Annotated in this window: 16 protein-coding genes; 6 read left to right on the top strand and 10 right to left on the bottom strand. The window is 64.2% G+C overall.

Going from position 1 to position 22,695, the window contains the following annotated elements:
* Nucleotides 1-43 precede the first annotated feature (43 nt).
* The 6 genes from G342_RS0104590 (at nt 44) to tkt (ending at nt 8,269) form a co-directional block, all read left to right on the top strand.
* A complete protein-coding gene (locus G342_RS0104590; RefSeq protein ID WP_026304123.1) occupies nt 44-2,503 on the top strand; it encodes an alpha-ketoacid dehydrogenase subunit alpha/beta in 2,460 nt (819 codons plus the stop codon).
* 38 nt (nt 2,504-2,541) lie between these two features.
* Nucleotides 2,542-2,781 carry a biotin/lipoyl-containing protein gene (locus G342_RS0104585; RefSeq protein WP_018181928.1) on the top strand — a complete coding sequence of 80 codons (240 nt, stop codon included), beginning with the start codon at nt 2,542-2,544 and terminating at the stop codon, nt 2,779-2,781.
* Nucleotides 2,782-2,792: 11 nt separating this feature from the next.
* The gene (locus G342_RS0104580; protein WP_018181927.1) at nt 2,793-3,581 is read left to right on the top strand and encodes an alpha/beta fold hydrolase; all 789 of its coding nucleotides are present in this window, start codon (nt 2,793-2,795) and stop codon (nt 3,579-3,581) included.
* Between the two features lie 36 nt (nt 3,582-3,617).
* Nucleotides 3,618-4,589 (top strand): sugar-binding transcriptional regulator, encoded by a 972-nt coding sequence (locus G342_RS0104575; protein ID WP_018181926.1) that lies wholly within the window; start codon nt 3,618-3,620, stop codon nt 4,587-4,589.
* Nucleotides 4,590-4,615: 26 nt separating this feature from the next.
* Nucleotides 4,616-6,094, top strand: a complete 1,479-nt coding sequence (gene xylB, locus G342_RS0104570; protein WP_018181925.1) for a xylulokinase — start codon at nt 4,616-4,618, stop codon at nt 6,092-6,094.
* A 168-nt stretch (nt 6,095-6,262) separates the two neighbouring features.
* Nucleotides 6,263-8,269, top strand: a complete 2,007-nt coding sequence (gene tkt, locus G342_RS0104565; RefSeq protein ID WP_018181924.1) for a transketolase — start codon at nt 6,263-6,265, stop codon at nt 8,267-8,269.
* A 133-nt stretch (nt 8,270-8,402) separates the two neighbouring features.
* On the opposite strand, the gene G342_RS0104560 is transcribed toward tkt, so the two are convergent.
* The 10 genes from G342_RS0104560 to G342_RS0104510 form a co-directional block, all read right to left on the bottom strand.
* A complete protein-coding gene (locus tag G342_RS0104560; protein ID WP_018181923.1) occupies nt 8,403-9,347 on the bottom strand; it encodes a sugar-binding transcriptional regulator in 945 nt (314 codons plus the stop codon).
* A gap of 154 nt (nt 9,348-9,501) precedes the next feature.
* Complete coding sequence (locus G342_RS0104555; RefSeq protein WP_018181922.1) at nt 9,502-10,323, bottom strand: carbohydrate ABC transporter permease; 822 nt, start codon at nt 10,321-10,323, stop codon at nt 9,502-9,504.
* Nucleotides 10,316-11,056, bottom strand: coding sequence for a carbohydrate ABC transporter permease (locus tag G342_RS0104550; protein ID WP_018181921.1), 741 nt, complete (start codon nt 11,054-11,056; stop codon nt 10,316-10,318). The genes G342_RS0104555 and G342_RS0104550 overlap by 8 nt, the downstream gene beginning before the upstream one ends.
* A gap of 196 nt (nt 11,057-11,252) precedes the next feature.
* Complete coding sequence (locus G342_RS0104545; protein ID WP_018181920.1) at nt 11,253-12,533, bottom strand: ABC transporter substrate-binding protein; 1,281 nt, start codon at nt 12,531-12,533, stop codon at nt 11,253-11,255.
* A 345-nt stretch (nt 12,534-12,878) separates the two neighbouring features.
* Nucleotides 12,879-13,991 carry an ABC transporter permease gene (locus tag G342_RS0104540; protein ID WP_018181919.1) on the bottom strand — a complete coding sequence of 371 codons (1,113 nt, stop codon included), beginning with the start codon at nt 13,989-13,991 and terminating at the stop codon, nt 12,879-12,881.
* Nucleotides 13,991-16,741, bottom strand: coding sequence for a ribosome-associated ATPase/putative transporter RbbA (rbbA, locus tag G342_RS0104535; protein ID WP_018181918.1), 2,751 nt, complete (start codon nt 16,739-16,741; stop codon nt 13,991-13,993). The genes G342_RS0104540 and rbbA overlap by 1 nt, the downstream gene beginning before the upstream one ends.
* On the bottom strand, nt 16,738-17,808 hold the full coding sequence (locus tag G342_RS0104530; RefSeq protein WP_026304122.1) for an HlyD family secretion protein: 1,071 nt from the start codon (nt 17,806-17,808) through the stop codon (nt 16,738-16,740). Before G342_RS0104530 ends, rbbA begins: the two co-directional genes overlap by 4 nt.
* Nucleotides 17,809-18,617: 809 nt before the next feature.
* Complete coding sequence (locus tag G342_RS0104520; protein ID WP_018181915.1) at nt 18,618-21,278, bottom strand: erythromycin esterase family protein; 2,661 nt, start codon at nt 21,276-21,278, stop codon at nt 18,618-18,620.
* A gap of 100 nt (nt 21,279-21,378) precedes the next feature.
* The gene (locus G342_RS25135) at nt 21,379-22,194 is read right to left on the bottom strand and encodes a BON domain-containing protein (RefSeq protein ID WP_281170438.1); all 816 of its coding nucleotides are present in this window, start codon (nt 22,192-22,194) and stop codon (nt 21,379-21,381) included.
* Between the two features lie 17 nt (nt 22,195-22,211).
* A complete protein-coding gene (locus G342_RS0104510; protein WP_018181913.1) occupies nt 22,212-22,445 on the bottom strand; it encodes a ChaB family protein in 234 nt (77 codons plus the stop codon).
* Nucleotides 22,446-22,695: the final 250 nt, after the last annotated feature.

Genomic DNA, 22,695 nt, shown 5'->3' with positions numbered 1-22,695 from the left:
GGCTTCGAGGGCGGGTTGCCGGCGATGGCCGATGGAGGAAAGCATGCCCAAGGAAATCACCGTCGATCCAGCGATCGTGCGGCAAAAGTCGACGCTTTCCTTCGCCGAGATCCCGGTCAACGCCTATGCGACGCCCTTCGCCGAGGAGCGGGCCCGGCGCGGCGACGCGGCGCTGACGGAAATCCTCCGGCACATGCTCGTCATCCGCGAGTTCGAGTCGATGCTCGGCTCGTTCAAGGCGACCGGCGCCTACGCCGGCATCCCGTTCAACTACAAGGGTCCGGCCCATCTCTCCATCGGCCAGGAAGGGGCGGCGGTAGGCGCGGCGCTGGCGCTCGAACCCGACGACCACATCTTCGGCAGCCATCGCAGCCATGGCGAATTCATCGCCAAGGGGCTCTCGGCGATCGCCCGGCTCGACGAAGCGTCGCTGCAGGCGATCATGGGCGGCCACCAGGACGGCGCGCTGCTGCAATCGGTGACGTCGCATCTCGGCGGCGAGGGCAAGGCGCTGGCGGAGAACTTCCTGCTGTTCGGCCTGCTGGCGGAAATCTTCATGCGCGCCAACGGCTTCAATGGCGGCATGGGCGGCAGCATGCACGCCTTCTTCCCGCCCTTCGGCGCCTATCCGAACAACGCCATCGTCGGCGCCTCGGGCGGCATCGCCACCGGCGCGGCGCTGCGCAAGAAGCTGAGCGGCGCCACGGGCATCACCGTCGCCAATAGCGGCGACGGCTCGACCGGCTGCGGCCCAGTCTGGGAGGCGATGAATTTCGCCTCGATGGCGCAGTTCGACACGCTCTGGGGCGACAAGCAGGGCGGCCTGCCCGTCCTCTTCTTCTTCAACAACAACTTCTACGCCATGGGCGGCCAGACGATCGGCGAGACGATGGGCTGGGATCGGCTGTCGCGCATCGGCGCGGCGATCAATCCGGCCTCGATGCATGCGGAAACCGTCGACGGATCCAATCCGCTGGCCGTCGCCGACGCCGTGGCGCGCAAGCGGGCGCTGCTGCTCGACGGCAAGGGCCCGGCCCTGCTCGACGTCGAGTGCTACCGCATCAGCGGCCACTCGACGACCGATGCCAGCGCCTATCGCACCCGCGAGGAGATGCAGCTCTGGGAGCCGCATGATCCGATCGCGCTGTTCCAGGCAAAGCTCCTGGCCGAGGGTATCCTGACCGATGCGAGCCTCGCTGCCCTGCGCGAACAGGTGGTCGCGCAGATCACCGCCGTCACCGCCGCCGCCGTCAATCCCGAAGCGGCGCCGATCGTCGACGTCCGCGCCGATCCGACCCTGATCGGCAAGCTGATGTTCAGCCATAACGAGATCCCGGTTCCGGCCACCCCGGCGCCGCTGATCGCGCAGCCGGAGACCTCGGCCCGCATCCGCCAGAACGCCAAGAAGGCCCGCTTCGGCCTCTCGGAGACCGGCGAAAAGCTCTCCGCCATGCGCGCCATCACGCTGCGGGACGGCCTGTTCGAATCCGTGCTGCATCACATGGTCAACGACCCCAGCCTGATCGCCTATGGCGAGGAATGCCGGGAATGGGGCGGCGCCTTCGGCGTCTATCGCGGCCTCTCCGACATTCTCCCGCATGACCGGCTGTTCAATTCGCCGATCTCGGAAGCCGCCATCGTCGCGACCGCCGTCGGCTATGCGCTGGAAGGCGGCCGCTCGCTGGTCGAGCTGATGTATGGCGACTTCATCGGCCGCGCCGGCGACGAGATCTTCAACCAGATGGCCAAGTGGCAGTCGATGTCGGCGGCCGCCCTCAAGGTCCCGGTCGTGCTTCGCTGTTCGATCGGCAGCAAATACGGCGCCCAGCACTCGCAGGATTGGTCGGCGCTGGTCGCCCATATTCCGGGCCTCAAGGTGATCTATCCGGCGACCCCCTATGACGCCAAGGGATTGCTAGCCTCCGCCCTTTCGAGCGACGATCCGGTCGTCTTCTTCGAGAGCCAGCGCCTCTACGACGTCGTCGAGCAGTTCCGCCCCGAGGGCGTGCCGACCGAGTATTTCCGCGTGCCGATCGGCGAGCCCGACATCAAGCGGGTGGGATCGGACCTCACCATCCTGACCATCGGCCCGTCGCTCTATTCGGCGATCGCCGCGGCGGAGCAGCTGGAGACCAATCACGGCATTTCGGCCGAGATCATCGACGCCCGCACGCTGGTCCCGTTCCACTATGAGAAGGTACTGGAATCGGTTCGGAAGACCGGACGGCTGCTTCTGGTTTCCGAAGCCTCCGAACGCGGCAGCTTCGCGATGACCCTTTCGAGCAACATCACCCGCTTCGCCTATGGCGACCTCAAGGCTGCCCCGCGCGTGCTGGGCTCGCCGAACTGGATCGTGCCGGGTGCCGAGATGGAATCGACCTATTTCCCGCAGGTCGAGGATATTCTCGACGTCGTCACCAGCGACTTCTTCCCGGAGAAGCGCGTCAATCGCCGCGGTGTCCGTAATTGGGACGACCTCGAACTGGCACGGCTGGCGCTCTAAGCTCCTGCGCCTTCGACAAGAAATACCGAGAGGAAACGATGGATATTCCGCTGCTGATGCCGCAATTGGGCAACGAGACGACCGAGGCCGAACTGACGGAATGGCTGAAGAGCGAGGGGGACGCCGTCACCGAGGGCGAACAGATCCTCGTCGTCACGACGACCAAGCTCAGCATGGAGATCGAGGCGCCCGCGACCGGCGTCCTGAAGCAGATCGTCGTGCCGGAAGGCGACCTCGCCGAGATCGGCACGACGCTCGCCATCATCGCGACCGAGTGAGCGACAGCGCCATGTCCGAGGCGAAGACAGCCGCGCTTCCGGCGCCCTTCCACGCGATGGGCGGGCAGGACGGCCAGCCCGAAATCGTGCTGATCCACGGCTTCGGCGCGGACCGCCTTTCCTGGCTGGCCAATGCGCCGCAACTCGCCGCCGACTTCCGGGTCTGGGGCGTTGATCTGCCGGGACATGGCGAGGCGGAGCCGGCATCCAGCATCAGCCTGGACGGCCTGGTCGATGCGGTGCTGGCCGGGCTGGCGGAGCGGACCCAGGGCGTCGTACATCTGGTCGGGCATTCGCTGGGCGGCGCCGTCGCGCTGCGGCTCGCCGAGCGGGCGCCCGACCGCGTGCGCTCGCTGGTGCTGATCGCGCCAGCCGGCCTCGGCAAGGGCATCGACCCGGACTTCACCGCCAGCTTTGGCAAGCTCAACGATGCGGACTCGGCGCTCGCCCTGCTGCAGAGGCTGGTGGCGCGCCCGCGCCTGATCAACAAGCCGATGGCGGCGCATGTCCTGACGCATCTCGGTCGCCCGGGACGGCGCGAGGCGATCACGGCCATTGCCGCCCTCCTGCCGGGTCTCGGCGACGCCCTGCAGCCGACCGTCGCGGCGATCGTCGCGAGCGGCATGCCCCGCCTGACGATTTGGGGCGAACAGGACACCATCAATCCGCTCGACCGCGACCGGCTCGCCCGGTTCGGCGGCGAACAGCATGTCCTCGCCGCGACCGGCCACATGCCGCAGATCGAGGACTTCAAGTCGGTCAATGGCTGGATCCAGTCCTTCCTGACCGCCAACGCCTAGCGCCGCGCGGTCTTCGCCGCCAAACTGAGGAATATCGTGGTCAAGCTCAGACGAGGCACGCAGAAGGCCCTCTCCGAAACGTCGTCGCTTCGGCTGCGCGCCGCGTGGCTCTACTACAATCAGGGCCTGACGCAGAAGGATGTCGCCGAGAAGCTCGGCGTCAGCCGGATGACGATCATCCGCGCCCTCGACGAGGCGGTGAAGCGCGGCGAGGTCCAGCTCTGGATCAATGAGGGGATCGGCGAGTGCGTCGAGCTCGCCGTGAAGCTCGAAAAAACCTTCGGCCTCGACGAGGCGATCGTCGTGCCCGGCGCCGACGACACGGAGGGTACCGCCAAGGCGGTCGGACTGGCGCTCGGCCAGTTCCTCTCGGAGGCGATCACCGATGACTGCACCATCGGCGTCGGCTGGGGGCGCACGCTGACGGCCTCCCTCGCCAGCTTCCGCCCTGCCCGCCGCGAGCGCGTGCGCGTCGTCTCGCTGCTTGGCGGCGTGCTCGAGGCCCATCTTACCAATCCGATCGAATTCTCCTGGCGGCTCGCCAGCCAGATCGGCGCCGAATGCTACCTCTTCCTGTCGCCGCTCCTGGTCGACTCGATCGAGACCAAGCGCCATCTGATCGACCGCTGCGGCCTGGATCGCCTGTACCGGCTGGCCGAAGATCTCGACATCGCGGTGATCAGCGTCGGCGACATCAGTCCGTCCGCCACGTCGCTGTCGCAGACCCTGATCTCGCCGCAGGAACTGAACGAACTGGTCGAGGCCGGCTGCGTCGGCGACGCGATGTGCAATTTCCTGGATGCGGAAGGCCGGACGGTCGAGCACGCTTTGAACGACCGCGTCATGTCGATCGATCTCGACGCGGTCAGCAAGGCGCGGCACGTCGTGCTGGCGACCGGAGGCGCCAGCCGCGCCATCGCCATTCGCGCCACGATGAAGCGGGTTGGCTGCAACACTCTGATCACGGACGAGGCCGGCGCCAAGGCGCTGCTGGCCCTGGAAAGCTGACGGACGACGCAAGCGGGGGCAAGGCGATGTATCTGGGGATCGACGTCGGAACGACGGCGACCAAGGCTATCCTGGTCGACGAAAGCCAGCGGACCCTGGCTCGCGCCACCCGCGACTACGCAACGTCGCGCCCGGGGCCGGGCATCAGCGAGCAGGATCCGGCCCTCTGGATCGAAGCGCTGCAGTCCGTGCTGACCTCGCTGCGCCAGGCCCAGCCGGAGGCCTTTGCCGCCGTTCGCGCGCTCGGTTTCTCGGGCCAGATGCATTCGCTGGTCACGCTCGACGCCGATCACCAGGTCGTCCGGCCGGCCATCCTCTGGAACGATAGCCGCGGTGCCGAGCAATGCACCTCGATGGCCGCGCGCGTGCCCGGCCTGGCGGAGATCTCCGGCGTCGTGCCGATGACGAGCTTCACCGCGGCGAAGCTCTTGTGGATGCGCGACAATGAGCCGAAGCACTATGACCGCATCGCCCATGTGATGCTGGCGAAGGACTATGTGCGGCTGTGGCTGACCGGCGAGATCGCCAGCGACATGTCCGACGCCGGCGGCACGCAACTGTTTGATCAGGCGCGGCGGCAATGGTCGCCGGCGATCCTGAACGGGCTCGGCATAGACCCCGGCTGGATGCCGCCTTTGATGGAGGGCTACCAGATCGCCGGACGTCTGCGGCCGGCAATTGCCGGGGCGCTCGGCCTTCGCGCCGGCATACCCCTCGCCTGCGGCGGCGCCGATGTCGGAACCGGGGCGATCGGTCTCGGCTGCGCCGCACCCGGCTCGGGCTTCATCTCGCTCGGCACCGGCGTGGTCTATTTCGTGGCGCAGGACCGCTATGCGCCCAAGCCGGACCTCGTACTGCACAATTTCGCCCATTGCACGCCCGGCTGGTACCAGATGGCGGCCATGCTGAACGGCGCCAGCGCCCTGGCCTGGGCCAGCAAGCTGACGGGCGCCGCCGATATCGGCGCCTTGCTGGCGAAGGTCGAGGCCCGCTATGCCGGACCGTCATCTGTGATGTTCCTGCCCTATCTCAGCGGCGAACGGACCCCGCATGGCGACGGCGATCTTCGCGGCGCGTTTCTCGGACTGAGCCCGGCGACCGATCCGATCGACATCGCGCAAGCGGTGATCGAGGGCGTCGCCTTTTCGATCCGCCAGGCCGACGATCTCCTGACCGAGGCCGGCAGCCCCTGCCCGGTCCCCGGGCTGATCGGCGGCGGCGCGCAGAGCCTGTTCTGGTGCCGGATCCTGGCGACGCTGCTGGGGCGCGACCTCGCGCGCTACGACGAGGCCGATCTCGGCCCGTCCCTGGGTGCCGCCCGGCTCGCCATGATCGGCGAAAGCGGCGTCGACATCGCCTTGATCGCCAAGCCACCGGAAAAGGTCGAAGCGGTTCGCCCCCTGGCCGAGCAGGCCGAGGCCTACCAGCATCGCTTCGAGACGTTCAAGGCGATGTTCCCGGCCGTCGCGAGCTACGCATCCCTGTCTCGCCCGAACGGCGACTGAGACCGCTCTCCGGCCCTCGGCCGGTCGCATCCTGCCTTGCCATCGAACGTAGCCCCCTCCAACGATCGGCGCGCCACTCATTTAAATGAATAAATTACACTAAAGAAATCAATTGTTTTAATCCGCCGGATGCCCTAGCGATCAAGGGGTCTAGATAGGAGCGGCGACGTGGTGGATGTGACGACTTCCAAGGGCGATCTCGGAAAGATGGCAACGGCTCTGCGGTTCCTCGCCGTCGATGCCGTGGAACAGGCGGGGACCGGGCATCCGGGCATGCCGCTCGGCATGGCGGACCTCGCCACCACTTTGTTCGGCCGTCATCTGCGGTTCGACGCTTCAGACCCGCGCTGGCCGGATCGCGATCGCTTCGTGCTGTCGAATGGCCACGGCTCGATGCTGCTTTACGGGCTGCTGCACCTGACCGGCCACGCCGATGTCCCGCTCGCGGAACTGCAGAAATTCCGCAAGGCCGGGGCGCTCGCCGCCGGGCACCCGGAATACGGCCATTTCGCCGCGATCGAGACGACAACGGGGCCGCTCGGCCAGGGCATCGCCACCGCCGTCGGCATGGCGCTGGCCGAACGCATGCTGAACGCCGAGTTCGGCGACGATCTCGTCGATCACCGCACCTGGGTGTTCTGCGGCGACGGCTGCCTGATGGAAGGTATCAGCCAGGAAGCGATCTCGCTCGCCGGCCATCTCGGGCTCGGCAAGCTCGCGATCGTCTTCGACGACAACAGCACGACGATTGACGGCGCCACCAGCGTCAGCACCTCCGACGACCAGTGCCGTCGCTTCCAGGCGTCCGGTTGGAACACGATCGCCGTCGACGGCCATGACATTAACGCCATCGACGCGGCGCTCACCGCTGCCAGGGCCTCCGATCGGCCGACCCTGATCGCGGCGCGCACGCGCATCGGCTTTGGCGCGCCGACGAAACAGGGGCTCTCCATCGCCCATGGCTCGCCCCTCGGGGCCGAGGAAGTCGCCGCCATGCGCAAGGCGCTCGATTGGCCACATGGGCCCTTCGAGGTGCCGGATGCGATCGCGGCGAGCTGGAGATCGGCCGGCCGACGCGGCACCGACGCCCGCGCGGCCTGGGAAGCGCGGCTCGCCGCCAGCCCGGCGAAATCCGAATTCGAACGGCGCATCTCCGGCCAGCTGCGCGAGGATGTGCGCGGAGCCGTCGAGTCAGCGCTTTCCGCCCTCGTCGCCAATCCCGCCGCGATCCCGGTCCGCCAAGGCAGCCTGAACGCCACGGCAGTCCTTTCGGCCGTGATGCCGGAACTGGTCGGCGGCTCGGCCGACCTGACCTCCAGCGTGCTTTCGAAGCCGAAGGGCATGGAACCGCTGACGCCGCAAAATTTCGCCGGCCGCCACATCAGCTTCGGCATTCGCGAGCACGGCATGGCGGCGGCGTTGAACGGCATCGCGCTGCATGGCGGCTTCACGCCCTATGCCGGCACCTACCTGACCTTCAGCGACTACGCCCGCCCCGCCATCCGCCTCGCCGCCCTGATGGGGATCCGCGACATCTTCCTGATGACGCATGATTCCATCGGCGTCGGCGAGGACGGCCCGACCCACCAGCCGATCGAGCATGTGGCGTCGCTGCGCACGATCCCGGGCCTCCGGGTCTATCGGCCGGCCGACGCGGTCGAGGCGCTCGAATGCTGGTACGACGCGGTCGCCGGCATCGGCCCGAGCGTCATGGTCGCGGCGCGCCAGAAGGTGCCGCAAGTGCGCCTGACGGCCACGGACGAGATGCTGTCCCGCCGCGGTGCCTATGTGCTGGCGGGCGGCGCGCGACGCGACCTCACTCTGCTCGCATCCGGATCCGAGGTCAGCCTCGCGATCGACGTCCGCCGACTGCTCGCAACCCATGGCATCGACGCGGCTGTCGTCTCGATGCCGTGCTGGGAGCGGTTCGCCGAACAGGACGGGCGCTACCGGGCGGAAGTGCTTGGCAACGCGCCGCGCTTCGCCATCGAAGCGGCATCACCGTTCGGCTGGGAACGCTTCACCGGTCGCTCGGACCACATTTTCGGCGTTCCGACCTTCGGCTTCTCGGCCCCGGGACCGACGGTCTACGAACATTTCGGCCTGACGCCCGAGGCGATCTCCGGCGAGATCCTGCGCCTCACCGAGGCGGCCAAGCTCGAAACCACCAACTGAGTTCGGCACGGCGGCCGGCCTCCGGGCCCGCTAGAGCCGTTCATCGTTTCAAGGAAAACGACGAGCGGCTCTAGCCCCTTGTTTGGTCGCGTTTTCTTCACGCGAACCGGTTCTCACTTCGCTCGAAAACGCTCTAGCCCTCGCAGAGCAGCGCCGCCGTCTCGGCGTCGGTGCCGAGCGCGTTGATCAGGCGGCCGCGCATCGCGGCGCGAATGGCCGGAACCTTTTCCGGCCCGAGCGCGACGGCGATGCAGTGCGTGACATTGGAAAGGGCATCCAGCGACAGCGACAGGGTGCGCGCCTCGATATCCGAATGCAGCACCTGGCCGTCGGCGTTGTAGAACCGCCCGCACATCGAGCCGACGGCTCCGGCGGCGAGGATCGTCTGCAGATAGTGCGACGGAAACAGACCGTGGCGAAAGGTCGAGGACCCTTCCGTCATCGCACCGATGCCGACGATGGCGATCGAGACGCGGCCGATCAGTTCGAAGATGTCGCTGACGCCTGAGGTCGAACGCAGCGTGGCGGCCGCCTCGGCGGTGTCGACGACGGCCGGCACCGGCAAGACCCAGGCGCGGGCGCCGATCCGGCGCGCCAGCGTGCGGCAGATTTCGCCGGTCTGGCTCGCCTCCTCGGCTCGGCCGACACCGCCGATCAGCGTCACGACGGAGAGATTGTCGGCACGGATCAGCCGGCCGGCGGCGGCGACGCTGGCAACTGTCTCGCCATTGGAAACGCCGATCACCGTGTCGCTCAGCACGAGATCCTCGATGCCGCGGAACACGGCGTTGCCGAGCAACTGCACCGTGTTGACGTCGGTGGACCGCCGATCCACGACGATCGCGGACACCAGGTTGAAGCGCTGCATCAGCTGGGTTTCGAGAAGCTTGTTCCGGAAGGCCCGCGTCGCGACCCGGATCTCGACGATGCCCAGTTCCATCGCCAGCTTGAGATACCGGCTGACGGTCGCCTCGGAGATCTGGAGATTGCGCGCGATCTCGTTCTGGGGGATGCCGTTTTCATACCGCAGCCGGGCGACGTTGATCAGCGTCTCTTCGTCCGGTTTCGGGCGTGCCATATCCGTTCCTCAACTGACCCATTTCAAGCGCGACAAGGATTTCCGCGCCTTGTCGCGCCAGCCCGTGCTCCTAGCAGATAATCTGGCGGCCGCTTGCATCGACTGCGCCCCGCCATCTCTTTTTTCGCAACCTCCGCCCACGCGCCCGGAAGGGTCATCCCTTGATGCCCGACCCGATCGCGCTGTCGATGAAGTAGCGTTGCAGCGAGACGAACAGGATCGCCATCGGGATGGTTCCGAAGGTCGATACGGCCATGATCTCACTGTATTTCGTGTTGAGCGTCATCTGGAACGCCGCCATTCCGAGCGGCAGGGTCCGCAGTGAATCCGTGCTGGTGATGATCAGCGGCCACAGATAGCTGTTCCAGCTCAGGCTGAACGTCAGCACCGAGACGACGACGATGCTGGGCGCCAGCAGCGGAACGACGATCAGCCTCAGGATCCTGAACTCGCTGGCGCCGTCGATCCGGCCCGCCTCGAGCAATTCGTTCGGGATCGACTGGATCGCCTGTCGCAGGATGAAGATGCCGGCGGCGTTGAGCGCGGTCGGCAGGATGATGCCGGCATAGGTGTCGTGCCATCCGAAGGCGTGGACCTGCAGGAACAGCGGGATGACGATCGACTCGATCGGAATCATGATCGAGGCGAGGACGACGATCCAGATGATCTCGGTGTACTGGTTCCGGAGCTTGGCGAAGCCATAACCGGCTAGCACGCCGAGGACGACGGTGATGACGACGGAGACGCCGGCCGCCAGCAACGAGTTCAACAGGTAGCGCAGGAACGGCCGCGCGCTGAAGGCCTTCACATAGTTGCTGATGCCAGCGCTGCCGAAACTCCACAGCGACCCGTCGAGGAGTTCCTTGTCCGTCTTGAAGGAAGCGCCGAGCATCCAGACGATCGGAAACAGGGCGATGGCCGTGAAGATCGCCAGAAAGGCGAAGACGGCGATGCGTTCGGTGCGGGCGTTACGCATCGCGGCGCCCCGAAATCAGCCAGATCTGGATCAGCCCGAGCGCCATGATGCCGCCGAACAGCACGATCGAGTAAGTGCTCGCGCGCCCCATGTCGAGATAGCTGAACGCGGTCTTGTAGATCAGGATCGTCAGGATCTGGGTGGCGTTGGCGGGGCCGCCATCGGTCAGCACCTGCTGGAAGACGAACGCCTTCAGGCCGTTCACGGTCGCCAGCACGACGACCAGGACGATGGTCGGCTTCATCAGCGGAATGGTGATGTGGCGGATCGTCTGCAGGAGCCCCGCCCCGTCGAGCCGCGCCGCCTCGAAGCAGTCGCGCGGCAAGGTCAGGAAGCCGGCAAGGAAGATGATGGTGTAGTAGCTGGTCGCATGCCACCAACTCATGAAGATCAGGGCCCACGGCGCATAGGCGCTGTTGGTGAGCCAGGGTATCGACGCGACGCCGACCGTGTTGAGCGCGTCGTTGATCGGACCGCGCTGATTGAACATGATCTTCCAGACCAGCGCGACCGAGACGAATGGCAGGATGGAGGGCAGATAGAGCAGGACCCGCCAGACGCCGCGGCTGCGGTTGAGCGTGCTCAGCAAGCCGCCCAGAATGAACGACAGCCCGATCACCGGAACGATCGTCCAGAAGACATAGAACGCCGTCACCCACAGGGAGCGCAGGAACTGCTCGTCCGACGCCAACCGGATGTAGTTGGAGATCCCGACGAACTGCGGCGGCGACATCAGATCATATTTATGAAAGCTGATATAGACGGCGTATAGAACGGGATAAAGCTGGAAAAGAGCTAAATACAACAGAGAGGGGGCGATGAAAATCAGCGCCCAGTTCTTTCGCGACTTTACCACGCGCCTGTACCTTCTCGACAGATAGAGCGCCCATCCGGCTATCCTGCCGGATGAGCGCCTGCCTCGATAGAAATTACTGCTGACTGCGAACGAAATCGATCTGCTTGGCGGCCTGGTCGAGCGCTTCCTGCACCGAAGTGCCCTGGGCGAATTGCTCGATGGCGTCCTTGATCGCCTTGCCTTCTTCGTTCCAGGTCAGCGAGCGCCAGTAGTACGAGCCGTACTGGAGCTGGTCGGCGAAGATCTCAGCGCCGATCGTGTCCTTGGCGGCGTCGGACTTCTCCCAGTCCTTCAGGCCCGTGACATAGCCGGTATTGCGCAAGTAGCCGTCGCCGTCCGAGGTCAGGAAGCGAAGGAAGTTCCAGGCTTCCGGCTGGTTCTTCGAGGCCGCCGTGACGGTCATCGAATAGTTGTAGAGCAGCGTCTTCGGATTGGCCGGGTCCTTCTGCGGGATCGGCGCGACGACGTAGTTCTGCTTGACGTCCTCGCCGAACAGCGGCGGCGACCAGATGCCGGCCATCATCATCGACTGGCGGCCGTCCGAGAAGTCCTGCAGGGCATTGACGGGATTGACGGTGGCGTAGTCCGGCCCGCCGATGCCGTCGGTGACGACGCGCTGCCAGGTGTCGGTGAAGGCGGCGACGCATTCGGGCGAATTGATCGCCGCCTTGCCGGCGTCATCGAGCACCTTGCAACCATACTGGTTCAGGATCGGCCAGTACTCCATCGCATACCAGAAGCCGTCGAGACCCCAGACCCAGTTGAACCCGAGGCGCTCGAAGTTTCCGGCCTCGTCCTTCTTCTGGACCTTCTTGGCCAGAACGAATAGATCGTCCCAGGTCTTCGGCCAGTTGGCCTTGTCGGTGATATCGATGCCGGCTTCCGCGAAATGTTCCTTGTTCATGAACAAGGCAAAGGTGTTCAGCTCTTCGGGAAGGCCATAGATCTTGTTGTCGATCATCAGGCCCTTGAGGGCGCCCGGCGAATAGAGCGCCTCGAGTTCCTCATTGGACTTGACGCCCATGGCGGGCAGGTCGGCCTCGGCCAGAATGCCCTTGCTGACGAACTTCGGATAGAGATAGTCGAGGACGTTGATCAGGTCCGGCGCTTCGCCGGCCGCGATGGCCGCCAGCAATTTGACCTCATAGTCGCCATGCGGATCGGACTGGAACTGGAACGTCACGTCCGGATGCAGCTTGGTGTACTCAGCCGCCTTCTTCTTGATGAATTCTTCCGCCGGCGGATAGGTGTGATGCCATATCTTGAGTTCGACGGCATTCGCCAGGCTGCTGGAAAGTCCAAGGGCGGCAAGTGACGCCGCGAATACCCAATTCCGTGCTTTTAGAGAGCGCATTTCCCATTCTCCTCCTCAGATTCTTATTGTCTCACCATTATTTCCTCGGGCTTTGGTTGCACGACACGCCCGCGCACTCAGCCAGCGTCTGCCAGATCGTTCAAGCGGCAACCAAACTCGTTGGAAGAAGCAAGCTTGCCGATCAATAGAGATGATTTCGAAGTTTAATGCAATAAGCCTTCATAAAGAAGGAAATTTCATTAATTCGCCGCAACAGCCGCGACGTTTGGCGATTGGGGTCAGCTCTCGTACAACACGCCGGCCTGACAACGAGGTATCGACGATGCACGCCAAACGGCGCGGACCTGAACGCATTTCAGTGGGCGCGACGTGTTGGGGCGCCCCTTAGCCCGACATTTCACGAAAGCGGTTCAACGAGAGCGTGAAGAGCGCGACGCCGATCGCCAGCAAGGCCACGAGTTGCGGCCAGACGACCGTTATGCCGGCGCCGCGGAAGAGGACGGCTTGCGAGAGCATCACGAAATGGGTGGTGGGCGCCGCGAACATGATGATCCGGATGATCTCGGGCATGCTCTCCCGCGGGGTGACGCCGCCCGACAGGAGCTGCAGCGGAATTAGCACCATCATGACGAGCAGGGCGAATTGCGGCATCGAGCCGGCGACGGTCGCCAGGAACATGCCGAGGCAGGTCATGGCAAAGATATCCAGGGCGGCGGCCGCGAGGAACAGCAGCAGCGATCCGTGGATCGGCACCGCCAGAAGGCCCTGCACGATGACAATGAGGCAGAAGGTGGCAGCCACCAGCACGACCAGCCCCATCGACCACAGCTTGCCGACCATGATCTCGAAGGCGGTCACCGGCATCACCAGCAGCTGCTCGATCGTGCCATGCTCGCGCTCCCGGATCAGCGCGGCGCCCGTGAGGATGACGGATAGCATCGTGATTGCCTCGATCAGTTCGTTGACCGCCCCGAACCAGCTTTTGTTCAGCTCCGGATTGAAGCGGGCGCGAAGGTCGAGCCCGACGGGGAGTTGCGTCTCCGCCCTGTGGTGTGCCAGGAACTCGCTCACTTGGCCGGAGACGATCGACTGCACATAGCCTCCCCCCGCGAAGGCCTGGGTCATGCGCGTCGCATCGATGTTGAGCTGGATGGTCGGAGACCGGCCGGCGAGAAGGTCGCGCTGGAAGTTGGGAGGAATGTCGAGCGCGAACGTATCCAGGCCTTCATCCATCCGGCTGTCCATCTCGGACTGGGAGATCAGCTTCGGCTCGACGAAATAGGGCAGGTAGAAAGCGCTCGCGATGCGGTCGGAGATGGCCGACCGGTCCTCGTCGACGATGGCGATGGGCGCCCGGTTGAGTGTCTCGGGCAAGGCTCGAGAGGCGGTGTAAACCTGCAGCGAGAAGGAATAGGCGATCAGCAGGAGCAGCGTGACGTTCCGCAGCAGGACCCGCAGTTCCTTGACGCCCAGCTGGAAGATGTTGGCCAGTCGCATCAGCGTGCCTGCTTTCGGAGGAAGGCGACGCTGAGGCCGATGACGACGGGAACCGTGATCAGCAGCGGGATAAACGCGCCCCACAAATCCTGGAATCCCAGCGCTTTCGAAAAGACACCCCGCGAGATCATCATGAAATAGGTCGCCGGGTAGATCTTTCCGATGAACGCGCCCGCCCCCTGCAACGAGGAAACGGGGTCGATCATTCCCGAGTATTGCGACGCCGGAATCATCGTCAGCAGCACGGTGGCGAAGATCGCGGCGATCTGGCTGCGCATGAAGGTCGACAGGAAGAAGCCCATCGATGTCGCGATGACGACATAGAGGAAGGCGGCTGCCGCGAAGGTCGCGAAGCCGCCGGTAAAGGGCACTTGGAAGCCGTAGACGGCGAACGCCGTCAGCAGCAGGAAGTTGAGCATCCCCAGCGCGACATAGGGAATCTGTTTGCCCAGCAGGAATTCCATCCGCGTCACCGGGGTGACGTAGAAATTCGTGATCGACCCAAGCTCTTTCTCGCGCACGACGCTCAAGACCGCCAGCATGGCCGGGATCATCAGGAGCAGCATGGGAATGATGGCCGGCGCCATGGCGTCAAGGCTGCGAACATCCGGGTTGTAGCGGTAGCGGATCTCCAGCTGGAAATCGCGCTGGTCGGCCGCCTTGCCATAGGTCTCGCGCGCCTTCTGGACGAGCCAGGTCGAGTGCATTCCCTCGACATAGCCGCGGATCGTCTCCGCCCGCGTCGGCATGGCGCCATCGATCCAGGCGCCTACGGCGACCTCACGGCCGTGCGAGAGGTTGCGCGCAAAATCCGGCGGGATCTCGAGCGCCAGGCTGATCTCGCCGCGCTCCATCCGCCGGTCCATGTCCGCATAGCCGGTCAGGGGCGGCCTCTCCGTGAAGTAGCGCGAGCCGGACAGCTGGAGCGCATAGTCTCGGCTGATGACGGTGTCGTCATGATCGAGAACGGCGAAGGACAGGTTCTCGACATCCATGTTGATGCCGTAGCCGATGACGAACATCAGGAGCAGGCTACCAATCGTCGCCAGGGTCGCGCGGATCGGATCGCGCAGCAGTTCCACGCTCTCGCGCTTCGTATAGGCCAGCATGCGGCGCGGATCGAACAGGAGACGGGTGGCGCTCTCCTCGGCACGCCTTGAATCGCCGACGCGCAACGGAGCGGGCGTGACGCTCCGGGTCGTGCCGCCCGCCGCAACTTCCAGATAGCGGATGAAGGCAGCCTCGAGGGTCGGCGCCGAGCGGCTTGCCATGATTGCCTCGGGCGTATCGCTCACCAGGACCTTGCCCGCGTGCATCAGGGAGACGCGATCGCAGCGCTCGGCCTCGTTCATGAAATGGGTGGACACGAAAATAGTGACCCCGTCACGGCGGGACAACTCGATGAGGATGCGCCAGAAATTGTCCCGCGTGACCGGATCGACACCCGATGTCGGCTCATCGAGGATCAGGATCTCGGGCGAATGGATCATGGCGACCGCCAGCGACAATCGCTGTCGGATACCGAGCGACAGCTCGCCCGGCAGCGCATCCATCTGCCCGATCAGGCCGAATTGCCGCGCCACTTCCGTGATCCGCGCCGGTATGCCGGTCTCCGGCAGGGCGAACAGCCGGGCGTGCAGTTCCAGATTCTGGCGGACCGTGAGCTCGGAATAGAGCGAGAAGGCCTGCGACATGTAGCCAACGCGGTGGCGGATCTGGATGTCGCGCGGATCGACCTCGCGCCCGAACAGCCGGACCCGCCCGGCGCTCGCAGCAAGCAGGCCAGTCAGCATCTTCATGGTGGTTGTCTTGCCGCAGCCATTAGAGCCGAGGAAGCCGAAGATCTCGCCCCGTGCGATGCGGAAGCTGACATCGTCCACGGCGGTGAAATCGCCGAAGCGCTTCGTCAGATGGTCTGCCTCAATCGCCGGCTCGCCGTCGGCGACCGGCAGGCGGGCCGTCCGAACCACCGCCTCATGGCCTTGTGACGCCCCGGCGGGCAACAGGGCGATGAAGGCGGCATCAAGGTCCGCGGCGCCGGTCCGGGCCAGCAATTCCCCGGGCGTGCCGGTCGCGAGCACGCGCCCAGCGTCCAGCGCCACCAGCCAGTCGAAGCGCGCGGCTTCCTCCATATAGGCGGTGGCCACGATCACGCTCATGCCGTCGCGGTTGGCGCGGATCCGCTCGATCAACCCCCAGAATTGTTTCCGGGACAGCGGGTCGATGCCGGTCGTCGGCTCGTCGAGAATGAGGAGGTCGGGATCATGGATCAGGGCGCAGCAAAGCCCCAACTTCTGCTTCATGCCGCCTGAAAGATCGGCCACCCTGCGGTCGGCGAAAGGCGCCAGCCCCGTGCTATCCAGCAGCGCGCCGATGCGGCGTTCCCGTTCCTGTCGGCCGAGGCCGAAGAGGCGTCCGAAAAAGTCGACATTGTCGAAGACCGAGAGCGACGGATAGAGGTTCTTGCCCAGCCCCTGCGGCATGTAGGCGATGCGGGGACAGGTGCGCTGGCGGTGCGCCGCATCCGCCATGTCGCCGCCGAGCACGGTGATGCTGCCGCGCTGGATCACGCGCGAGCCCGCCACCAGGGACAAGAGGCTCGATTTTCCGACGCCGTCGGGTCCGATCAGGCCGACCACGCAGCCGGACGGGATATCCAGCGTGATTTCCTGCAGCGCCGCGACCGCCCGATAGGTCTGGCCGACGCCCTGCAGCCGGACGACCGGCTCGGGCGGCGCTCCAGGCTTCATCGGAGCAGGTTTCCCTGCAGCGCGGCAGGCCACTCGGCCTTTGGATCCAGCTTGACATAAGCCGTGCCGGGCAGCCCGGTCTTCACATGCCGGACATATTTGCGCAGCAGCTCCGGCTCGATCCTGGCCTTGACGCGGAACATCAGCTTCTGGCGCTCTTCATCCGTCTCGACCGTCTTGGGCGTGAACTGCGCCACGTCGGCAACATAGGTGGCCTTGGCCGGTATGACGTATTGCGGCGCGGCATCCATGATCAGCCGGACCTCGCTGCCGATCGCCACGCGCCCCGCCTCGGCGGTGGGCAGGAAGAAGGTCATGTAGACGTCTTCGAGATCGACGAGGTTGATCACCCTGCCCCCGCTGCCCAGCACCTCCCCGGGTTCGATCACGCGATATTGAACCCGTCCATCGCGCGGTGCGCGGAGGGTCGCATCGTCGATTTCCGTGTCGATTGCCTCGGTGGCGGCGCCGGCTGCATCCATCGCTGCCTGGGCGTCGACGACCAGCGCCCGCGCGGTATTGATCGCCGCGTCACTGGCTGCCAGTTGGGCTTCGGCTGCGGCGACAGCTGCGGCGGCGCCGCGTTCGGCCGCCCTGTCATCGTCGAGGGTCTGCTGCGAGATCGTGTTGCTGGCGGCGAGCTTTTCCGAACGCTTGAACCGCTGCTCCGTCGCGTCGCGTTCTGCCTGCCTCTGGCCGAGGACGGCTTCAGCGGTCCTCCTCTCGGCTTGCCGCTGGGTGACCAGAAGGTTGGCGGTATCCACGGCAACTCGGGCCCGTCGCAACTGGGCCTCGGCTTGGCGACGCTGCGCCTGCAACTGGGCCGTGTCCATGCGCGCCAGCACGTCACCGGCCCTCACGAAATCACCTTCGTCAGCAAGGATCTCTTTAACGCGTCCGGGAGACTTCGCCGAGATATCGATTTCGACGGCCGCTATGCGGCCGTTTGCGCTCGCAATGCTCTTGGGCAAGGCGTCGCTACGGGATCGTTGCCAGGAATAAAGCGCGGTCGCGCCAAGGACCACAATCAGACCCACGATCAGCCAATAGGATCTTGCATTTCTCATATCTGAGAAGTTTCACGGCTGAATGGCGTCAGTTCACATTGGATGTCATCGAGGAAGAACTCGTCTAGAACTGACGGTATCTCCATTTCTCTGGCTGAGCGACAGACGCATAAAGCCATCCTGCGCGCCCCGTAAATCGGCAAAAAGTCGATATTCGGGCGCCTAAACCTAAATAAATGACAAATTCATAATTTACGCAATTTTCAAAAAATCTTCGACTCGAGCATAACTAACGACTCTTGCCAGTGAATATCAACATCTCTCAGGAATTATAATTCACCAGTATGGATCTCTTATTCAAATAACATAACTCAAACCAACTCCTCCTCTAAAATCTAGCACCCCGATCCGCGTTGCCCAAAGTCACCGCTCGTCAAAAGTGATCAAGGTGACGTGATCGAAGAATCAAGATGGCCAGCATCTCCATGCCCAAGGCGCGGACAGCCACCAGGGAGGTCCCGATGGCCAATGCCGCAGCATGCCGGTGGCGACCATCAGGCCCGGAACGATGAAGAGGCCGCCGCCAACACCGAACACGGCACCGACGCCAAGGCCCACCGCGAGCAGGCGCGGCACAGCATATACTTGGCGGCTCCGTCCGTGAGGTGAACCTCCGCGTTGCTGGCTGTCCCGCGCCGGCGCAGCACCACCAGTCCGGCAACAATCATCCCGGCATCAAACGCATTCGGTTGCCTTGCTCAAGTATCAGGCCGCTTCTCTTCGCAAGCGCAAGTGTGAAGTGAACGACTCGCACCCAAAGCAAGCTTGTCTCATGCGAGACCAGTACTGACGGCCAGAAACTTGAAGCCTCATAATCCGAACGGGTAGGTTTCGTCTTCTCCCGACATTACCTGGCCGGGCAACGGCGTCACGGCGTGTGTATCGCTCAGCCAAACGAAGGCATCATACTGATCGGCGGGGCGCGCATAGCTGTAATGGCTCCAGCGTTCCGTGTCCGGCCGGTAGATCACGCCAATATATCGCTCCAGAATCGGTTGGCTCAGTCCTTCCCTCAGCGCTTCCTGATCGCCCTGCTGCAGATCGATCAGGAAGCGTTCGTATCCTGTTTCATGGCAGAGGGCCTCGAAACTGTCCGGCCGCGAGGGCAGGACTCGTTTCACTTCCATGGGAGCATCCCATTCACTCGCCGCGGAAACCGTGCCGGAATGGGTGCCGAAGCCGATCAGCGCGGCGTCCTGCCCGTACTGCTCGCGACAGAGCTGACCGATATTCACCTCGCCTCGCTCGGCGCCCATGTCCGTATAGCGGGCGTCGCCGATGTGCGAATTGTGGGCCCAGACAACGACTCGGCTGTGCGGCCCCGCGCGGGTCAGGATGCTTTGAAGCGTCTCGAACATGTAGCGATCGCGCAAATTCCAGGATTCGCGGGCGCCGTAGTACATAGCCCGGTAATAGCGCTCCGCATTGGCGACGAGCTTCGCGTTTTGCATGGCGTCAAAGAAGCTCTGTCCATCCTGCTGCGAATATCGGATCTCTTTCTGAAGCAAGTCGATGAGGATCCGCGTCACGGGCGCTTCGCAGAGCGCATAGCCTTCCGAAAGGGAGGCTCGGCCATAGGCGGAGGGCTCGCGCGACCAGGGGGACAGGCAGGAATATCGGGCTCGGGCGACCTTCGCGGCTTCGGGGTCAACTCGATCCAGATAGGCAAGCACGGAAGCGATCGACGCGGTCATGCTGTAGAGATCGAGGCCGTAAAATGCCACGCGGTCCGCAGCCGGCAGCGCGCGATTGTGCTGACGCAGGAAGCCGACGAAGTCATCGACATCCCGATTGCGCCACATCCAGCTGGGAAACCGGGTGAAGGTCGATGCGCCGGGCGAACGATGCGGGTGATGGCGAACGTAACGGTCGATGGCGGCGGCGTCGGGCCAATCAGCCTCGACAGCGACAAGTTTGAAGTCGTGACGCTCGATCAGCCGACGCGTGATAGCCGCGCGGGCGCGGTAGAACTCCGAGGTTCCGTGCGACGATTCCCCCAGTAGGACAATCCGCGCCCGGCCAAATCGATCGAACGCGGCGGCGAAGAGCGGGTCATCCAGGGGAGGCAAGGGTTCGGCGGCGGCGCGAAGCAATTCGGCCAAGGGCCGCCTGGGTATTGGTTCCGGAATGGGTAACGGTCGCGAGCCTGGCAGCGGCAGCAGATAGTGCTGGAACCAGGCACTCGCCATGCTGGTGACCGCCTCCAGCGCGCCCGGCTCCTCGAATAGGTGGCTGGCGTTGGGGACGATTCGAAGAAGCTTTTCGCATGTCAGCCTGGCCAAGGCCTGGCGGTTCAGATCCAGCACCTGCTGATCGGCGCCACCGACGACGAGAAGCGTTGGCGCGTTCACCTCCGACATTCGGGGACCTGCCAGATCCGGCCGGCCGCCCCGGGATACGATCGCGCTGATCCGGTCGCCGAGTTCGGCTGCCGCAAGCAGGGCCGCCCCTGCCCCTGTGCTGGCCCCGAAGAGCCCAAGCGGAAGATCGGAGATATCGGGTTCGGAACTGATCCAGAGCGTCGCTTCGATCAATCGCTCGGCAAGCAGGGGAATGTTGAATACGTTCCGCCGGTCCTTGGCTTCGGCCGGGGTCAGCAGATCCAGAAGCAGGGTCGCGAAACCCGTGCCGTTCAGCGTCTCGGCGACAGCCCTGTTGCGAGGGCTCCGTCGGCTCGAGCCGCTCCCATGCGCAAACAGCACGATCCCGCGTGGATTGGCGGGCACGCACAAATCTCCCGTGAGATGCACCGGCGGAATCACCACTTCCCGTCGCTCGGTTGGGTCCCCCAGCCCCGACGGCGCCTCCAACCCCTCCGACCAGGCCTGCCGCATCAAGCCGATCGTTTCCTCGTCGGAGAGCTGATGGAAATCGTCATAGAAGAAGCCTACACCCTGGAAGTAGCTCGCCGGATGCAGGCACACGATCGTGTCGGCATCCTCGGCCATCCCGGCCAGCGTTTCCCTTGGTGCCACAGGTACGGCCAATATCGATTGGATCGCACCCCGGTTCTTGAGGGCGATCAGAGCGGCTCGCGCCGTCGCTCCCGTCGCGATTCCGTCATCGACCACAATCGCGGTGTGCCCTGTCGGGTCTATCCGCGCATGGTCACCGAGATAGCGGGCGCGGCGCCGCACGAGTTCCAGGATCGCTCGTTCGCGGGCCTGCGAGATATAGGCATCGTCCACCTGCGTGGCGCGTTTGATACTCTCGTTGATGACGATCTGAGGGGGCTCCCCCTCTACCACGGCACCCAAGGCCAGTTCGGGCGCCATCGGTGCTGATATCTTCTTGGCAAGGATCAGGTCGAGCGGCGCCCGCAAGACCCGCGCGATTTCCAGGGCGACGGGGACTCCCCCGCGCGGCAAGGCGTAGACCACAGGATTGCGCAGCGACATCGCCGCCAGCTTTGTCGCCAACTGGCGCCCCGCGTCTGCACGATCCATGAAACGCAAAGGCGAGCCGTACATCGGGCTTCCCTGCATACTGCTATATCTGGCTCCGTTGAACGTTCAGCCTAACGCCAAACCCGATAGGCGTATCGTCAATCGCACAGATCGAAATGGGCAATCAGAGGACCTGAAGGCGATCGACACCTGTCGAACACCCAACGATGAGGATATTATCTATCGGAACGGCGGTGCTCCACTTGAATGAAGCAACAGCGCGTTTCGCGATTTCATCGTCAGAAGTTCCTCGGATCCTGGACACGATTGCCTCGGCCTTGGCGCGCTCGAGAAACGTCAGTACATGCCCAGTCAGCGTCACAACCCCTTTATCGACCGAAACGCCAATATTCTCTGCATTAATACTCGGGTCAAATTCGAGTTGCGACAATATAGTCCGACGAAGATCCGAATCTGACATCTTCCCCTCCAACCGCGACCCTCCACTGCACCCATATTTAAACTGGAATTGTCGCTCATGATCGACAAGCCCTGTCGAGAGATTGTGATGGCACTTACGGGACTCGCAGTGCCTGTGGAGATGGAGCGGGATGCGATCGCAGCAGATCGCGCGTTCTCCGCCGGCGGCCTCAACGAGCGAGGCCGCCGAGGCGGCACAACAAGCAGAAACCTGCTTGGCTCCAACCAAGGCTAAACGGATCCTGCGATTACTATGACGTTTTTTGGCGACGATGATGACGAAGCTCTGCCAGTCGCCCGTTGCACCGGAAATCGCCGCAGCGATCGGCAGAATCGCGATCCGCGGCTCGGCGAGGCGCCGTCCCAGCTTGGCCAACAGGCTGGAGCGCGCGCTGACGACGGGGAGATTGGGACCGAACCGACGCAATCGCTCGCCGGCTTCGGCCGTGGTGAGACCCTCGGGGCAGGCCTGCAGCATCCGAAACAGATCCTCGGACGAAGCCGTCCAGAACGCCTTAATGTTCCTCCCATGCGGCTTCAGTTAGTTCGCTGGCCGACAGTAAGCGCGATCCATTGATCGCTTTCCTTGCAGCACTTGTGCTTGACGGCGGCCCAGGCAACCCGACGCGCGATTTCCTCCTGTGCCTCCTCGCCTCTCGCGGCGTATTCGGTCCATGCATCGTCAAACGCCGCGAGAAAGATCTCCTGGGCATGGATCGGCAAGTGGGCTCGAACGGCGAGCGGCAGATCCTCCAACGCGGGATAGGGCATGATGCGCACGCTCGCCTGTCTGGAATTCCGCGGTCGCTATGACATTAAAACTAACACGGCCATGGCTGCGGAATGGGAGGCGTCAACTCCGCAAAGGACAGAGCAAGACCTTTTTACAGGCGGAGCGGCAGGATTCGCCGCTGGGCCGGCAAACAGTGCAGCGCAAATTGTGTTTCTAGGCGGCGCGCCAACGATGCGCATGAGTGCACCTAGAATCACCGCCTGCTGCGCCCGATTGTGTCGGGACGGG

Origin of the sequence: Kaistia granuli DSM 23481 (assembly GCF_000380505.1) — a bacterium.
Classification (GTDB): Bacteria; Pseudomonadota; Alphaproteobacteria; order Rhizobiales; family Kaistiaceae; genus Kaistia; species Kaistia granuli.
The sequence above is the reverse complement of the archived record's forward strand: the minus strand, read 5'-3'. Positions and strand labels throughout refer to the sequence as shown.

Excerpts from the sequence above, each read along its gene's own strand:
- G342_RS0104520 (WP_018181915.1), bottom strand. The coding sequence starts at position 21,278 with ATGTACGGCTCGCCTTTGCGTTTCATGGATCGTGCAGACGCGGGGCGC.
- G342_RS0104560 (WP_018181923.1), bottom strand. The coding sequence starts at position 9,347 with ATGGCACGCCCGAAACCGGACGAAGAGACGCTGATCAACGTCGCCCGG.
- G342_RS0104590 (WP_026304123.1), top strand. The coding sequence starts at position 44 with ATGCCCAAGGAAATCACCGTCGATCCAGCGATCGTGCGGCAAAAGTCG.
- G342_RS0104530 (WP_026304122.1), bottom strand. The coding sequence starts at position 17,808 with ATGAGAAATGCAAGATCCTATTGGCTGATCGTGGGTCTGATTGTGGTC.
- G342_RS0104545 (WP_018181920.1), bottom strand. The coding sequence starts at position 12,533 with ATGCGCTCTCTAAAAGCACGGAATTGGGTATTCGCGGCGTCACTTGCC.
- rbbA (WP_018181918.1), bottom strand. The coding sequence starts at position 16,741 with ATGAAGCCTGGAGCGCCGCCCGAGCCGGTCGTCCGGCTGCAGGGCGTC.
- G342_RS0104550 (WP_018181921.1), bottom strand. The coding sequence starts at position 11,056 with ATGTCGCCGCCGCAGTTCGTCGGGATCTCCAACTACATCCGGTTGGCG.
- G342_RS0104540 (WP_018181919.1), bottom strand. The coding sequence starts at position 13,991 with ATGCGACTGGCCAACATCTTCCAGCTGGGCGTCAAGGAACTGCGGGTC.
- G342_RS0104580 (WP_018181927.1), top strand. The coding sequence starts at position 2,793 with ATGTCCGAGGCGAAGACAGCCGCGCTTCCGGCGCCCTTCCACGCGATG.
- xylB (WP_018181925.1), top strand. The coding sequence starts at position 4,616 with ATGTATCTGGGGATCGACGTCGGAACGACGGCGACCAAGGCTATCCTG.
- G342_RS0104585 (WP_018181928.1), top strand. The coding sequence starts at position 2,542 with ATGGATATTCCGCTGCTGATGCCGCAATTGGGCAACGAGACGACCGAG.
- G342_RS0104555 (WP_018181922.1), bottom strand. The coding sequence starts at position 10,323 with ATGCGTAACGCCCGCACCGAACGCATCGCCGTCTTCGCCTTTCTGGCG.
- G342_RS0104510 (WP_018181913.1), bottom strand. The coding sequence starts at position 22,445 with ATGCCCTATCCCGCGTTGGAGGATCTGCCGCTCGCCGTTCGAGCCCAC.